This is a genomic window from Mesorhizobium sp. B1-1-6 (assembly GCF_006443035.1).
Taxonomy (GTDB): domain Bacteria; phylum Pseudomonadota; class Alphaproteobacteria; order Rhizobiales; family Rhizobiaceae; genus Mesorhizobium.
Genome location: NZ_VFWR01000006.1, coordinates 351,290 through 366,542, shown reverse-complemented (window position 1 = coordinate 366,542; position 15,253 = coordinate 351,290). Strand labels below are relative to the sequence as shown.

Here is a 15,253-nt window from a genome sequence, read left to right as displayed (position 1 = left end):
GGCCACCAGGCTGCGCTGCTTGGCGGTGCGGCGCGCGCGTTCGGCAAAGCTGGGAACCACTCTAACGGTGAATGCCACATGAGCGCGAACCAGACGATGACCGGCAAAGTCAGCTGCCAGGACAGCGCGCTGAGCAGGCCGACCGAGCCGACCAGTTGCAGCAGGAAGCGCGGAATGGATTGGAGCGCGGCAATGATCTGCTGCTGGACGGCAGATCCCACCTGCTGCAGGCGCGAGGCAACCTGACCGGCATAGAGATCATGGAAAAAGGCGAGATCCTGCCGCTCCACCGCCTTGTGGCCCTGCCACTGGATGGCGGCCGGCATGCCGACGCCGAGCGTGTGCGAGGTCAGAGTGTTGAGCAGGAACGAGGCTACCGGCATGGCCGGAAAGATCAGCAGGCCAAGGAAAGTCAAAAGCGGCCATTCGTTTTGCAGAAATGCGGAAGCGCCCTGTTACGTGACGCCGTCGACGATGACGGAAAGCCCCCAGACGATCGTCAGATTGATGGCTTCCATCGCCATGGAGGAAAGCGCGAGCGCGATCAATACCGCCCGGAACATCGAGATGAAGTGCATGAGAACCGCCACCGGCCCCTTGGAGGGCAGCGGCCGGTAGGGAATTTCAAGTGGCCGGATCAAATTTTCGAAGGGACGGTAGATCGCGTCTGAAATTGAGATGGGCCACTCGGGTCAAATCGGAAGGAGGCGGGGTAGCTCCACGGGCCGGGATAGGATCCGTTACCGGCTGCAATGTTAGATAGAACATCTGGCAAATGTCAGGATATTTGCGACCGCGCCGCCGAAAAGATCAAAACTTAGGGCTTCTTCCCCTTCTCCGAATTCGATCGGACAACCGAGCGGCATACGCTTTTTCATGCCCCTGGGAGTCGGGCTTGGTTTTCCCAAGCCAATGCACGGCCCCTTGGCACAACCGAGTTCACCACTCGCGCACTGTACGCGCCCCATCTCCTGCCGTCAGCTTTCGGGACAGCCACAAGCAAGCTCGAACGACCGAGTTGAAGGCGCATTGCTGCCATTCACAACGCGGACATTGAAAAGGTCATCGTTGGGTCGAGCTCCGTCTTTCGGAGCGGTTTGGGTTTTGAGCAACGGCATCAGGGTCCTGAACGTGCACGGCGGCGCGCGCTCACGAAGCCACTACACCTCCGCCAAGGGACAAACCCCGGCCGAGGCGCTCTACGATGGGACTTTGCCTGTGTTTCCTGAGTCTCGCAGGTGTGGCCTTAAGTCGCAAACTATTGGCCTCAGAAGCGGGGCGGTCGGACTTCATTGACGGCGCGACAAGCACCATATGCTGATCCAAAGCCCTCCAAACGAGAGAAGCTCGCCCGACGTCGCACTGCGGTCGTCAGCCAGCAATGGCTATGGACTAAAGGAACCTGGAAACCATCATGCCTGAAAATATCAGACTAACGTCAAGAGACGTTCCCCTCATTCAGCTCGGCGTATACCAGTGCCGCTTCCCGGTGAGCGAAGACCCGTCAGTACCTGGCGGCTACCGTTTTTGTGCCGGGCCAACTTCGCCTGATCGCGTCTACTGCGATCACCACCACAGCATCGTGACTGCCGTCGACCCTCGTCGAGCCCGCTCGGGTCCCCATTTGCCCCAACGGCGCGCCGCGTAAATTACGTTTGAGCGCTCCGCACGCTGGCAGTCGCGTCACCTCATCGGTATGATGTTGTCCTCAAATCTTTTTTGCAATTCGGCAACCCCATTTCAATCAACGAAGCGCGTCCTGTCAGACTTGAGGACGACGGTGGCGAACTCGGGCATTTCCAGACCTTGGCGCACCTTGGCATCAAGATCCTGCTCGGCCGCCTTGATGGCGGCGAGCCGCGCCAGCACGGTCCTAGCCTCCAGGCGGGGTACCACGGCGACGCCATCGCGGTCGCCGATCAGTATGTCTCCCGGCGAGATAGTCACGCCTCCCAGCACCACCGGAAAACCGACTGTGCCTGGACCATTGCGCGCCGGCGAGTTCGCGATAACGCCAGCACAGTAAACCGGCAACCCGACCGCCTCGATCCCGATAACATCGCGCACGAGGCCGTCGGTGACGAAGCCGGCGACCCCCTTATTGCGCGCCATGCCAAGCACGAGATCCCCGGTGACGGCCGCCCCGGCAAAGCTGTCGGTGGCCGCAATGATGACATCGCCACTTACGGCGACGTCCAGCGCCCCAAACAGCGCGAGATTGTCGGAAGGGCCGCACTGACAGGTCACGGCGACGCCGACCAGCGTAGCAGCAGCTGGTGATAGCGGCTTGATCGCATGGTGCAAGGCTCCGCGCCCGCCCATGGCGTCGACGACCTGGCTGACGGGCACGCCGGAAAAGGCACTGGTGATGTCTGCCGCAGGCCGTTCGAAACGGCGCTTGATAGTGAGCAGCGGCGGGTCTTCAATCATGTGGCAGCCTCGTAGCTTGAACGAACGAAAGACAGTCTGGACCGAGGTCGCTAAGGCTCCGTGCCCCCATCAGCCCCATGACCCGGTCGATCTCCTTGCGGTAAAGTTCGAGCACGTGTCGCACCCCATCTTCGCCGGCGACCGCGAGCCCCCATAGCTGTGGCCGGCCGATCAGACAGCAGGACGCTCCGAGCGCCAACGCCTTGACGACGTCGGAGCCCCTCCTAACGCCGCCGTCAATCAGTACAGGTATGCGGCCATCGACAGCCGCGACCACCGCAGGCAGCGCGTCGAACGACGCGACGGCACCGTCAAGTTGGCGTCCGCCGTGATTGGACACGATGACGCCGTCGATACCGCGCGCCACGGCCTCCGTGGCTTCTCCGGGATGCAGGATGCCCTTCAGCAACAACGGTCCGGACCAAACGGTGCGCAGCCAGTCGACGTCGGCCCAGGACAGACCAGGGTCGAGCAGTGCGGCCATGCGGCCCGCCAGCGCGCCAACCGTCGCCGTCTCGCCGGGACGCAGGTAGTTGCCGAAGGTCAGTTTCGGAAGCCGGGTGCGCATGCGCAGCAGCCACGCCGCCTTGGTGGCGGCCGCCAGCGTCCCTGCCACACCGAAGCGCGGCGGGATGGAAAACCCGTTGCGGATGTCGCGTTCCCGGTTGCCGAGCAGCTGGTTGTCGACGGTGAGCACCAGCGCGCCGTATCCTGAGGCACTCGCCCGATCCACCATTTCCCGGGTGAAGCCGCGATCGGTGTAGATGAACACCTGCATCCATCGCGGGCTGGTCCCGGTGGCTGCTATGTCCTCCAGTGTGCAGGCCGAGCCGTGACTGGCGCAGTAGAAGGTGCCAGCGGCTGCCGCTGCTCGGGCTGCCGCGCACTCGCCGTCGGGCCAGAACAGACCAGCCAGGCCAGTTGGCGCGATACCGAGCGGGATGGCGAGCTTTGCGCCGAAAAGATCAAGGGAGAGATCCCGTGTCGCTGCACCGTTGAGGGGCCTCGGCAGGATAGCAACGTCGTTGAACGCCTGTTCGTTGCGGCGCAGCGTTCGCTCATCCTCGGCGCCGCCGTCGGCGAAGTCGAACACCGGGCGCGGCAACGTCCGCAGTGCGGCGTCGCGCACCGCGGCGATGCTGTACAGGCGCTTCAGCGCCGCCGTCGAAGCAGGTGATTCTGCAACGCCCGCACCGCCGTTGGCCCGAGGGCCTATGTTCGAGATAATCGAGGAACTACTCACGGTTTCTTACCGCCGATGCGACCGTAATGCGTCGGTCCTCCGCCCCCCGGAACACGCACACAGCAGAGCGTGCCGTCGAAGGAGGGGTCGCTGCCGGTCGCCAGCACGCCGGCATTTGTCACCCAAAGCATCTCGCCGGAGAAGACGCAGTTGGTCGTTGCCTTGCCGCAGATGAAGAAACCTTCCGCGGTACCGTCGGGCTTCAGCACATGAATACCATTGGCGGCAATATCTGTGACATAAAGGCGGCCATCGGCGCCGACCTTCAGCCCGTCCGGGATCGGATTGGTTCCAGGCAAGCGGCCAAGATCTTCGACGCAACCATTGGGACGCTGCCGCTTGACGTGCCCCGTGTAGGACTCAGCCCAGACGATCGAGCCGTCCGTCTCGATCGCCACTCCATTCGGGAAGGTCGGCTCGTCGAAGCCGACAGCAAGGTAGGCACTGCCATCGGGGTTGACGGCAAAGATGTAGCTGGGGTCCGGATTGCTGGGGTTGTATGTGCCGGGATCGCTGAAGATAAGCCGGCCATCAGCAGCAAACACGAGATCGTTTGGGCCATTGACCCGAATGCCCGCAACTTCCGTTAGCAGGATTTCCGGCTTTCCGCCTTCGGCAACTCGCTGGATCGATGGCGTTGTCATCTCCGCGGCCCGCCAAGGTCCGGTCGTGCCACCATTCTGACAGACGTAGAGCAGGCCATCCGAACCGAGAACGCATGCATTCGGCGCTCCCGCAACATACGCGAACTGCCGAGCAGTTCCTTCACGATCGATGGCGGTCAGCTGGCTGCGATAGCTTTCGACGATGACAACGCGCCCATCGGAAAGCATCGTTGGACCCTCGGGCCAGCCGAGGCCAGTCGCGACAACCTCGACTGCGAGCTTTTCAACCTCCTTCATGGTGCGATCTCCAGACCGGCAGCCTATCAAGATTTGTCGGGTCTAATCCAGCCGTCTACGCGTTCGTTGAATACATTGTGCGGCGATTGCAGGCATCGACGCATGGCCGCTTTGGGGCGCGAAGTCGACAGGAGCGTCGGCACCAGCGATGTCCGCTTCTAGAAGCCGGACGGTGGTGCGGGAATGGCTGAGATGAGGCGCCTTGCTGACTGGCAGGAATTGGGGCCGAAGGCAGACAGTCCGCTTTTGTTCGTGAGCGAACACTGATGGACATTCTAACGTCAACGTGTCAGCCCGCGCAGGCGCTACTAAGCGACTCCTAGGAGACGACCGCGCATCTGTGAACGTCTGCCCTCGCCCGCCCACGCCTATTCCACACAAGCCGCTTTCGCCGCATCGGGCTCGCGGAATACTAAAACAATTTGCGCCTAAGCAGACCGTTCAGTTTTGGCGGGCTATCGCTAAAGCAGCCGTTGGGTTACGGACCAAGTTAGGCCTCCCACCTTTCGATCCAGACCCCTCCCGCAGTCAAAGCCGATAAGGTAGATTGTCGCATCGGGATGAGACGATGCAACACGCATTTGGACAATTCGAACTTGACGAAGCTGCCCGCAAACTGTCGCTAGGCGGCGTTGAGCAGAAGATCCAGCCGCTTGTCTTTGATCTGCTGGTGTATCTGGTGCGCAACGCCGGCAGGGTGGTTCCAAAAGACGAGCTGATGGACGCTCTGTGGCCGGATGTCATCGTGACGGAAGCGTCGCTACAGCGCGTCGTCAGCCTCACTCGAAAGACGCTTGCAGCGGGCGGGTTGCAGGACGCAATACACAGCTACGTTCGCCACGGTTATCGCTTTGCCATCGATGAACCGGGACTGGGCTATGTGCAGCCTGCCTCGTTGCAAGGGGACGACAAGCTTGCCGAGGCCCGCAGGCTGGCAGCCCTGCGCGACTGGAGCACGGCTGCAAAACTGTTCTCGCATTTGGCGGACAATGAGGGTCTCTCTCCTGCTGACGTCGATCTCTGGGCACTGGTGGTCGAATGTGGCGGGCGGCCGACCGAGGCGATCCCTGTGTTGGCCCGCGCGGTGGCGGCTCATGTCGAGGCAGGCGACTTCGCTCGCGCCGCCAGATCGGCTGTCACGCTCGCCAAGATCCAGGCCGAGCGCGGATCAGGTGCCGTCGCAGAGGGATGGCTGGAACGTGCTGCATCGCTTCTTTCCCAGTCGAAAGACGATAGCGCACAAGCCTATCTGCTATGGATGAGGTCACGCCTGGCATCCTCGGGCGGCCGTCCCGAGGAAGCGCTGCAACTGGCGTCAGCTGCCTACGCGATAGCTGAACATTGCGACGATCCCGGCCTGCGAGCCCTGACACTGACATACAAGGGATTTTTCAATCTCGCCCTCGGCAAGATCGAGGAGGGCAGCGAGCAGCAAAACCATGCGGCGGCGATCGCTTTGTCGAGCCAGGTCGACCCGATCACCGGCAGCTTGGTTTACTGCAATATTCTCTGGAGTTGCAGGACGTACGCGGATTGGCCCCGTGCCCGCCAGTGGAGCGAAGGCTTCGAAAGCTGGTGCACCGCAAGTTTTGCGCAGACCTCGGGCGCTTGCGACCTTCATCGTGCCGAAGTGGTCGCGGCGCAGCAGATATTGCCTGAAGCGCTGACCTGCATAAACGAAGCGCTGCCCAAACTCTCCGCGGAGGAATCCTGGTCGCTCGGCGAAGGCTTCCGTGTCCGCGGCGATATCTTCGCCATGATCGGCGACCTCGCATCGGCGCGCGCCGACTACGACCAGGCTTATGCGCTAGGTTGGGACGCGGAGCCGGGCAATGCCGTGCTTCTGTTCGAAACAGGCGATCTGGACGGGGCGCTGGCCACACTGGACAGAGCCCTGCATGGGGTGTCGTGGTTCCATCTGCAGCGGCGCGGAAACCTGCTGGTGCACGCAGCCTGCATTGCAGCGCGAGGCGGGCGCTCAGCCCAGGCGAAGATCTATCTCGACGAAATAGACGCGCAGCCCGAACGCTGGCGGCAACCGGCAACGCAGGCATTGATAGCCGAAACCAAGGCCGCACTTTGCGAGCCAGGCGATGCGAACGGACATCGGCTTCTGGCCTTGGCCCGGCAGCTCTGGACCAGCGCAGGCGTCGAGTATCACGCAGCAAGGGTTCGGCTGCAGCTCGCCAGTGCTTTGTTGAGTTCCGGCGACGTCAGCGGAGCGAAGGTGGAAATCACCGCTGCAGAGAGATCGGCCCGCCAGCTGGGATCACGACGCCTGGAAGAGAAAGCCGCGACCCTCCGTCACAGCTTTTCGCGCGAGAGCCAGCACCCTGCCAATGCCTCAGGACGAGCTGCTGATCGAGCTTATCGGGTGACAGCGAAAGATCAGCCAGAGATCAGGTCCCGGTAAGGACGATCAGTCCCCCTAGAGGTAATTTTTCCCCAGCCAGGCAGACACGCCTGGCAATCAATGGCGCCGCGAAGAGCTGGCGCGAAATCGAAGGGAAAGATCATGAACCTGTTTGTTATTCGCCGCCCCAGCGCTTGGGCATCTCTGCAGGAACTCGAAGCCGCCGGCGCCAAATCGGCAAAGGTCGCCAAGGAACAGATGTCGGGCACGGTCAGCTGGATCCGCAGCTATGTCGTGCACGAACCCGACGGGCGTATCGGCACCTTCTGCATCTACGAGGCCAAAGACGGCGAGGCGATCCGCGATCACGCCAAGCGCGTCGGCATGCCCGGTGAGGAATTCTACCCGATCCTCGACACGGTCGTCCTTCGCAATGATCCGATGACGGCGGCCGCCTGACGACGTCCAGTTGCTGCCCCGCGTAATCAAAGCGGGGCAGCGTCATCCCAAGCAGTAAACAATGAACAGACGGCACTCGGGGCGGCATGCCGCTTGCCAGTGCTGCGATTCCCCACGAATGGAGAAACCAATGCTTCAATATCTAAGACGCGTTTCGGTCAGTCTGAGGGCCCGCAGGGCCGAGAGAGCCTTGCAGGAGCTGCCTGACCACATCTTGAAGGACATAGGCATTCGCCGCGGTGCGATCTCCTATGCCGTTCGGGAGCACTTCAAGGATCGTCTCGTCTGAGTGGCCGCCCAATTGGAAACCAGGGACATGGAACTTCTGATAAACATGGCGAACATCCTGTATGTGATCGCCTACTTCACACTGGACATTTTGCGGCTGAGGATTCTCACCACCACGGCCGCAATCTGCCTTGCCGTGTATTTCTACAGCCAGCCGGCGCCGCTCATGAACGTCGTCGGCTGGAATGTTTTCTTTGTGCTTCTGAATCTGGTCCAGATCGGCCGCATCTTGAAGTCTCGCTATGGTTGAAGCAACGCTTGCTGACCTGATGCGAATGGAGGCGCCGAGCCGCCGTTGGCACTTAAATAGCTGCCAGTCCTCTTCCACCCCATGATGGACGGAATTGCCAGATTTCTAGCGGGCTATGATGCTGGAACCAAGGCCGCCGCCTAGCTCCCTGCGGCTCGGATCGCTATCGACGCCGTAACAGGCCGGCCCGCATGTAGCATTCGGGCAGAGCGAGTTTGGCGCATCGCTCGATATCCGATTTGGTATCCCAGGGTGAGCGCCAGGACCATCCTCCCTTCCCAACGTCTGCAATCTATGATCCGCTCCCGCCACAGGAGGCTCTCATGGCATTATCTGTTATCGGGGCTGGTTTCGGCCGCACCGGCACGCACACTCTGAACCTGGCGCTTGAAATGCTCGGGTTCGGGCCGTGCCATCACATGGAGGACGTCAACTCTAACCCCGAGCACCGCAACCTGATCCGCGCCGCCGGGCGCGGCGAGCCGGTGGATTGGGACGTCGTCTACGCCGGTTACAAGTCGGCAGTCGACTGGCCGACGGCCTATTTCTGGCGCGAACTCGCCGAGTATTTCCCCGACGCCAAGCTCATCCTCACCATTCGCAACGCCGAAGACTGGTACAGGAGCGCACGTGCCACGATCTTCAACACCATGGGCGAGACCTCCGACCCGCAAAGTTTTGGCCGGGCCGTCATAGAGAGGAAATTTTCGGCGGTCGTCTCGACGACGAAACCCATGCCATCGAAGTGCTCGAAGCCCACAACGCCGAAGTGATCTCGGCTTTCCCGCCGTCGCGCCTGCTGGTCTATCAGGTGGCCGACGGCTGGCCGAACCTGTGCGCCTTTCTCGCCGTGCCGATCCCGGCCGAACCCTTCCCCCACAGCAACACCACTACCGAATTCCGAAGCCGCTTCGCCAAATAAGCCCCGCACCGAGTTTGAGGCCGCAGCCCGGGTAACGCGCGTAGCAGCCTGTCCACGCCGGCTCCGATGCTTGTAACCAATAGAAGTGGGTGCACCAGCAAGGGGAGGGTGGCCGCTGTTGGGCGAAAGCGCCATTGCGGCTAGCCGCTCGGATGTCTGCTTCTGGACGGCGGCCATGATAATTTCAACGGCCAACTTGAGGCGCAAAGCGGCCGCTCAAACCTTCCCGTTTCGACACGAGGAAGCCGAGGCCGTCAAACAGGTTAGTCGCGCCTCCAATCGAAATGTCGCCGGGCGAAGAGGTCAGATCGTAGCCACAAGTTCTTGTTCGATTTAGAGTTGCGACAGTCGGGGCCACTTCCCGCGAAAGCTTCCGAATGTGGAATGACCCGCTTGTGTCGCCAGCGGCGCCAAGAACGGTCTGGGCGGGATCGACTTCAAGTGCTCGCCTTAAGATTAGCCAGGGCACCCGGCGATTCTTTTCAACTGCGGCCACCGACATGCCAAGCTACGACGCTCGCACCGCGACCGGCCCGCGTTCAGAAAATGACGGATGTACCCGAAGCTCGCAGAACTGCACGGTAGCCCATCTCTGTCTCTGGGTGTTGAGGACCGCCAGACAGCGACGTTTCAGTGCGGTAGCATGGCGATGGCGTCAATCCCGACGAGGGAACCATGATGGAGCTCCGTCACGGGCACGACGATGCGGGCAGGACGGGCGTCGGGCAACAGAGCGGCGTAAACTGCGTTGAAGCGCGGCCAGTTGGACACACCGACAATGTAGGCGGTCACTTTCAGCAAATCGCGGGGTCCGCCGCCACCGGCCTTAAGGATTGCCAGCATATTAGCAATGTTCTCCCGAGCTTGCGTCTCGAAATCCTTATCGCGGCAAAGACTGCCCTCGGCTGGAACCGGGGTTGGCCGGAGATGTAAAGCTGGCCTCCACCGGCCATGCCGTGCGTATAGTGGCCGGCAGGGATCGACACCTGGTCTGCCCCAACGGGGACGACTAGACACCTCCCGAAAGCTCACATCTAGCTAACTGCATTTTAGATTTGCACGGGGTGAAAGAACAGACATGTACGACGCATATATCCATGACATTGTATGATGGGCGCGCCGATCGCATCGTCACAGCGCAGAGCGGCTTGGATTTTGGAAGGGATATGAGAGGCAACACTTCAGGACCTTCCGGTGACGAGGCATCCTCCACCCGCAGCAGGATCAAAGAGGTCGCGGCCGACTTCTATGTCCTGCGCGGCCACGACGGTTTCAGCTTCGGCGATATAGCGACGGCGATCGGCACGACGCGGGCTAACATCCACCATCACTTCGGCAACAAGCGTCAGTTGATGGAGGAACTGATCGCCGACTTCGCCGTGAACGCGGAGGCCCGGATCAAGCGCTTCTGGACGACGCCCGACGCCCGGTTCTTCGACCGACTCGATATGCAGCTCGAGGATCTGCGCCGCTTCTACGAACGTTTCAACGCAGAGAAGGGAGCCCGCAATATGTGGAGCCCGCTTTCGCGTCTGCGTCACGACCTGCTCGTTCTCGGCGAACCAGCCGAACATGCCCTGGAGCGGGTCAACCAGGTCTATGAACAGAGCCTGCGCGATGCCGTGAACCAGGCTGTGAAGGACGGAGAACTGTCCCCTCACACGCTTAGGGACGAACTCGTGCACATGCTGCGCATCACGCTTCTGTCCTGTCCACCGATGACGCAGGACACAGGAAGCTTCGACGAGGTCGCCAGGACCTTCGCCGCACTGGAGGCGATCATCCGCGCGGCATGGCAGGACGGGTAAGAGCTCACCTCAAGGCTAGACGTCCAGCAAATCAAAGCAAGAGCGAGTTGACAGCTGCTCGCTTTCGCGTTACTTACTTACACGTAAGTCAGCCAGCCCATGCGGATGACGCTGACGGTACAAGGGAGGATCACGTGCTGCGGGATGACGAATTTATCCGTTTCGAGGTCAGCCCCTTCACCGGAGCGCTCGGCGCAGAAATCCGCGGGATCGATCTGGCGAGTGCGAGCGAGGATGGTTTCGAAGACGTTCGCCGGGCACTCCACAAGTACCACGTGCTCGCCGTGCGCGATCAGCAGCTTGATGCCGCTGGCCTCCACAAGGTCGCCCGCCGGTTCGGCCGGTTTAGCGGCAATCCGGTTCATACGCCGATCGACGGCTTCGACGACATCGTGCGCTTCGTGCGCGAGCCGGACGACACGGGCAAGGTGATCGGCGAGGACTGGCATATGGACCTCGCCTGGCTACCGAAGCCGCCCGGCATCACCATGCTCTATGGCGAAGAGGTGCCGCCGGTCGGCGGCGACACGTGCTTCTCAAGCCTCGAAAAGGCGTACGCCTCGCTTTCGCCGCGACTGATCGAAATCCTGCAAGGGCTGACCGGCATCCATAGCGGCCGCGGGGTCTTCGCCATCAATGCGGCCCACAGCCGGCTCGGCGTCAAGGCCGATGTCGAGGCGATCGAGAATGCCGTCGTCGAGCACCCTGTGATCTGCCGGCATCCCGCGACCGGCCGGCGCTATGTCTTTGTCAGCAGCGTCATGACCAATTTCAAGGGGATGACGGAGGAAGAAAGCAAACCGATGATCGACTTCCTGATGGCGCGGGCTGTCCGGCCCGAGTTCAACTGCAGGCTCCGTTGGGAACCCAAGACGCTCGGCATGTGGAACAATCCCCACGTCCTGCACACTGCCATCAATGATTACCCCGGATACCGCCGGGTGATGTACAGAACGACGGTGGAGGGTACCGTTCCACTTGCCGCCGCGGACGGCTGACGCGCAACCGCTCAGGGAGGAGCAATGGCATTTGGTTCCGAGGCCTCCGTTGGCCACACCAGGGAAACGGCGGCGCAATCGGTTGGCGGGACCAAGAGGCGGCGCCTCGCGCTTTCGCCTGCCTATGTTTATGCGACACCCGTGCACCTCCTGGTGCTCGGGATTATCGTGCTACCCGCCATCTTCGTCCTGTGGCTGAGTTTCGAGGCCTCGTCATTCGGCCAATCGGCAACGTTCGTCGGGCTCGACAACTATATCCGTGTCCTCACAGATCCTTATTTCTGGCGCTCGATCTGGAACACAGTTCTCGTCGTCGCCGTGGCTGTCCATCTCGAACTGCTGCTCGGCCTCGGCCTAGCCCTGCTTTTCACCTCCGGGCTCCCCTTTCAGCGTGTCCTGCTCGTCGTGGTGCTCGCTCCCTACGCCATCAGCGAGGTGACCGCGGTCGCCATGTGGCGTTTCCTGTTCGATCCGGACGTCGGGCCGATCACGCTTATGCTGCGATACACCGGGCTGCCGACGCTCGACTGGACGTTCATCCCTTCCCACGGCCTCATCCTCGTCGGCCTGCTGACGATCTGGCTGCACCTGCCGTTCACATTCATCATCCTTTACGCGGCAAGGCTCGCGGTTCCAAAGGAGCTTTACGAGGCTGGGCGTACCGACGGGGCCAACGCGTTCCAGCTCTTCCGCAACATCACGCTGCCGCTTCTGGCGCCAGCGATACTGATCGCGCTGCTCTTCCGCTACATCTTCGCCTTCCGTCTCTTTTCCGAGGTCTGGCTCCTGACCCAGGGCGGCCCGGCACGTACGACCGAGGTCGTTTCGGTTTATCTTTATCAGGAAGGCTTCCGCTACAACTCGTTCGGCACGGCGGCCGCGACGGCGTGGATGATGGTCGTCATCTCGCTGCTTCTGGCGACTGGCTATGTATGGCGGCTACGCAAGGAATCAGTGGCCAATGCGTCCTGAGCGTCTCGCCATCGGTGCCGCAAAGACGCTCGCTGTTGCGGCAATCGTCGTCTGGTCGCTGTTCCCGATCGGCTTCATCGTGCTCTCGTCGTTCAAGCCCGGTCGCGAGATTTTCGCGGTTCCGCCGGAGCTCTTCTTCAACCCGACCCTCGACCACTACGCCTCGCTATGGCTGCGCTGGCCGGCCTTCTTCGAGGGGCTCGTCAACAGCCTGATCATCACCGCCGGGGCGACGGCGCTTGCCGTCACGGCGAGTTTGCTCGCCGGTTATGCCTATTCACGCTATCGCGGTGTCCGTTTCCTGGAAGGATCGGTAATGTTCCTGATCGGATCGCGGCTGATCCCGCCAATCGTGGTGACGCTGCCACTCTTCCCGGTCGTCAACCGGCTTGGGCTCAACGATACCCATTTGGTGCTGATCTTGCTTTACGCGAGCTTCTTTGTCTCGCTCGGAACGCTTTTGATGCGCACCTTCATCGATCAGGTGCCGCGCGAACTCGACGAGGCGGCGGTCCTCGATGGCGCGCGGCCGCTGACGGTCCTCGTGAAGATCATCCTGCCGCTCGTAGCGCCAGGCATGCTCGCCGTCGCCGTCTTCGTCGTCGTCTTCGCGTGGAACGAGTTCCTGTTCGCTTACATCTTCACCGCCAACAACGCCAAGACCGCGCCTCTGGTCCTCTCGGAGATGATCAGTTCGGTCGATGGCGTCGACTGGGGCGTGCTCTTTGCGGCCTCTACCGTCCAATTGTTGCCGGTTCTCGTCTTCGTGGTGCTGATGAACCGGTTTCTTGTCGCCGGGCTGACCGCCGGCGCGACCAAAGGGTGACGTCGTCACCAGGAAAGGGAGGAAGACAATGCCTTTGCATATGACACGCAGAGCCCTGCTGACGACCGCGATGGCCGCCGGCGCGACGGGCGCATTGGGTCGGCTCGCCCATGCCGAAGCGAAGACGCTGAACGTGCTTTGCCACCGCGTCCACCAGACGAACCTGACGACCGGCGCTGCCGGCAATGTGATCAAGCCCTGGGAGGACAAGAACAACGTCCAGATATCCTGGACGACGCTCGACAGCAATCCGCTCCAGGACCGGCTGTTCCGCGAGGCGAGCCTGAGCGCGACCGACTTCAACGTCGGCTACGTCATTGACAACCGCATGACCTCGCAGATCGCCTCACTCTTTGAGCCGCTCGACGACTTCCAGAAAGTTGAGCCGATCGAGGACTTCGACGACATCGCCGAGGGCCTGCGCCAGTCGATGACGGTCGACGGCAAACTTGTCGGCATCCCAGTGCGCCACGCCACGCAGGGGCTTTTCTACAACGAGGATCTGCTTCAGGAGGCCGGCATATCGGCGCCACCAAACACGCTGGAGGAACTGGTCGAGCAGGCTAAGAAGCTGACCTTCACCTCGAAGTCGGGCACGCCGGTCGTCGGCATGGTCCTTGCGAGCGATCTTGCGGTGTTCCCGGTCATGTTTGCCCGCGCCTTCGGCGGCGATTTCATCGACAAGCAGTTTCACGTGGTCCCTAACCCGGAGGCGATGGAAAAGGGCCTATTCGTGCTAGCCGACCTCTTCAAGGTCGGGGCGCTCCCCCGCAGCTATGCCACGACCCGCAACGACGACATGGTGACGTGGATGCAGCAGGGACGCGCAGCATTCGCAGTGCTGCCTTTCGCCCGCCACGCGCAGCTCAACAACAAGGAGCAGTCGACCGCGCCGGGAAAGATTAAGGCAATCGAATTCCCCGGTTCCAAGGTCCTCGGCAGCGGCCAGGAAATGCATGCGGTCGTCGAATCCTGGGCAATGGCCATTCCCGCCAATTCGGCTGACAAGAAGCTCTCCTGGAATTACATCCGCTTCGTGGCAAGCAAGGCGGCCACACTCGGCATGGCGCGCAACGGCAACGGCCCCGTCCGCGTATCGACCTATGGCGAGCCGTCGTTCGTCGAGTCGCAGCCGCAAGCGAAGGTCGAGGCCGCCGCCCTTGCCAAGGCGAGACCGGCCTTCCCGGCTTTTCCCGAAGCCGTTCGCGCGCAGTCGACATTCCTCGAGGAGGTTCAACTGGCCGTCCTTGGGCGCAAGAGCCCGAAGGAAGCGGTCGCTGCTATTGTGGAACGTGTCAATCCGCTGATGCGGGCGTAGTCATTGTAGATGGACCGGCATCGGCCTGTATCGTCCGGCACTTGACAGACTAGCCGCCGCTTCCTGGCTGGCTCTGGCGGCGTTGCTGTTGCCAGAGCCTGTTTCGTGCAGGGCTTCGCCGAAGGACGAGTATACTGTCTTGTGCGCGTCAATCAGCGTTCGCAATTTGTTGGAGCGTGTGTTTGGAGCTGCGCCATCTTCAACCCATTCGCACCGGTCCGCCTGCCCCGCGAACTCTGGGCCGTGCTCAATGTCGGGGCCGCCGCTCTGTTCGGCATTGTTGCATATCGCCACCGCGGTTAATTAGGCATCAACGCTGGTGACGAGCGATCCGTAGGTCTTTCCTTGTCACCCCAGAAACTGCTGGATGTGCCAAGTGATCTTGCCGTCGACCCTCATCGGCTTATGGATCATCAGACATGTTCAATCTCTACAATCGCACGATCCAAATCGTTTGCGGCGGGCTCCAGCCGCCACTAGCCCA

15 protein-coding genes and 1 pseudogene are annotated in these 15,253 nt (G+C 61.6%); 11 read left to right on the top strand and 5 right to left on the bottom strand.

Annotation, left to right across the window (positions count from 1 at the left end; all coding sequences use genetic code 11):
* The 4 genes and pseudogenes from FJ979_RS15100 to FJ979_RS15080 form a co-directional block, all read right to left on the bottom strand.
* Window positions 1-680 (bottom strand): annotated as a pseudogene (locus FJ979_RS15100) (ABC transporter transmembrane domain-containing protein); the annotation flags it as partial.
* A gap of 1,060 nt (window positions 681-1,740) precedes the next feature.
* Window positions 1,741-2,430 (bottom strand): RraA family protein, encoded by a 690-nt coding sequence (locus FJ979_RS15090; RefSeq protein ID WP_140547177.1) that lies wholly within the window; start codon window positions 2,428-2,430, stop codon window positions 1,741-1,743.
* Window positions 2,423-3,673 (bottom strand): alpha-hydroxy acid oxidase, encoded by a 1,251-nt coding sequence (locus FJ979_RS15085; protein WP_140559966.1) that lies wholly within the window; start codon window positions 3,671-3,673, stop codon window positions 2,423-2,425. Before FJ979_RS15085 ends, FJ979_RS15090 begins: the two co-directional genes overlap by 8 nt.
* A complete protein-coding gene (locus FJ979_RS15080) occupies window positions 3,670-4,575 on the bottom strand; it encodes an SMP-30/gluconolactonase/LRE family protein (RefSeq protein ID WP_140559967.1) in 906 nt (301 codons plus the stop codon). The genes FJ979_RS15085 and FJ979_RS15080 overlap by 4 nt, the downstream gene beginning before the upstream one ends.
* Before the next feature lie 568 nt (window positions 4,576-5,143).
* Between FJ979_RS15080 and FJ979_RS15075 the strand changes: the two genes are divergently transcribed.
* The 6 genes from FJ979_RS15075 (at window position 5,144) to FJ979_RS33335 (ending at window position 8,847) form a co-directional block, all read left to right on the top strand.
* A complete protein-coding gene (locus FJ979_RS15075; RefSeq protein WP_140559968.1) occupies window positions 5,144-6,988 on the top strand; it encodes a winged helix-turn-helix domain-containing protein in 1,845 nt (614 codons plus the stop codon).
* Between the two features lie 102 nt (window positions 6,989-7,090).
* On the top strand, window positions 7,091-7,387 hold the full coding sequence (locus tag FJ979_RS15070) for a DUF4242 domain-containing protein (protein WP_140581860.1): 297 nt from the start codon (window positions 7,091-7,093) through the stop codon (window positions 7,385-7,387).
* Window positions 7,388-7,517: 130 nt separating this feature from the next.
* The gene (locus FJ979_RS15065; protein WP_140559970.1) at window positions 7,518-7,676 is read left to right on the top strand and encodes a DUF1127 domain-containing protein; all 159 of its coding nucleotides are present in this window, start codon (window positions 7,518-7,520) and stop codon (window positions 7,674-7,676) included.
* A gap of 27 nt (window positions 7,677-7,703) precedes the next feature.
* Window positions 7,704-7,925, top strand: coding sequence for a hypothetical protein (locus FJ979_RS15060; protein ID WP_140559971.1), 222 nt, complete (start codon window positions 7,704-7,706; stop codon window positions 7,923-7,925).
* 323 nt (window positions 7,926-8,248) lie between these two features.
* Window positions 8,249-8,698 (top strand): sulfotransferase family protein, encoded by a 450-nt coding sequence (locus FJ979_RS33340; protein WP_210239947.1) that lies wholly within the window; start codon window positions 8,249-8,251, stop codon window positions 8,696-8,698.
* Window positions 8,671-8,847, top strand: a complete 177-nt coding sequence (locus tag FJ979_RS33335; RefSeq protein WP_281405963.1) for a sulfotransferase — start codon at window positions 8,671-8,673, stop codon at window positions 8,845-8,847. Before FJ979_RS33340 ends, FJ979_RS33335 begins: the two co-directional genes overlap by 28 nt.
* A 630-nt stretch (window positions 8,848-9,477) precedes the next feature.
* Here FJ979_RS33335 and FJ979_RS15050 read toward each other — a convergent pair.
* On the bottom strand, window positions 9,478-9,864 hold the full coding sequence (locus FJ979_RS15050) for a RidA family protein (protein ID WP_224704881.1): 387 nt from the start codon (window positions 9,862-9,864) through the stop codon (window positions 9,478-9,480).
* Between the two features lie 149 nt (window positions 9,865-10,013).
* Here FJ979_RS15050 and FJ979_RS15045 point away from each other — a divergent pair, with 149 nt between their 5' ends.
* The 5 genes from FJ979_RS15045 to FJ979_RS15025 are packed head-to-tail and all read left to right on the top strand — an operon-like array spanning window position 10,014 to window position 14,769.
* Complete coding sequence (locus tag FJ979_RS15045; protein WP_181171873.1) at window positions 10,014-10,655, top strand: TetR/AcrR family transcriptional regulator; 642 nt, start codon at window positions 10,014-10,016, stop codon at window positions 10,653-10,655.
* Window positions 10,640-11,653 carry a TauD/TfdA family dioxygenase gene (locus FJ979_RS15040; RefSeq protein WP_140581855.1) on the top strand — a complete coding sequence of 338 codons (1,014 nt, stop codon included), beginning with the start codon at window positions 10,640-10,642 and terminating at the stop codon, window positions 11,651-11,653. Before FJ979_RS15045 ends, FJ979_RS15040 begins: the two co-directional genes overlap by 16 nt.
* A 24-nt stretch (window positions 11,654-11,677) precedes the next feature.
* Window positions 11,678-12,625: a sugar ABC transporter permease gene (locus FJ979_RS15035; protein ID WP_140559974.1), complete on the top strand. Its 948-nt coding sequence runs from the start codon at window positions 11,678-11,680 to the stop codon at window positions 12,623-12,625.
* Window positions 12,615-13,451: a carbohydrate ABC transporter permease gene (locus tag FJ979_RS15030; protein ID WP_140581853.1), complete on the top strand. Its 837-nt coding sequence runs from the start codon at window positions 12,615-12,617 to the stop codon at window positions 13,449-13,451. The genes FJ979_RS15035 and FJ979_RS15030 overlap by 11 nt, the downstream gene beginning before the upstream one ends.
* Window positions 13,452-13,479: 28 nt before the next feature.
* Window positions 13,480-14,769 (top strand): extracellular solute-binding protein, encoded by a 1,290-nt coding sequence (locus tag FJ979_RS15025; protein ID WP_140581851.1) that lies wholly within the window; start codon window positions 13,480-13,482, stop codon window positions 14,767-14,769.
* The last annotated feature ends 484 nt before the right edge of the window (window positions 14,770-15,253 follow it).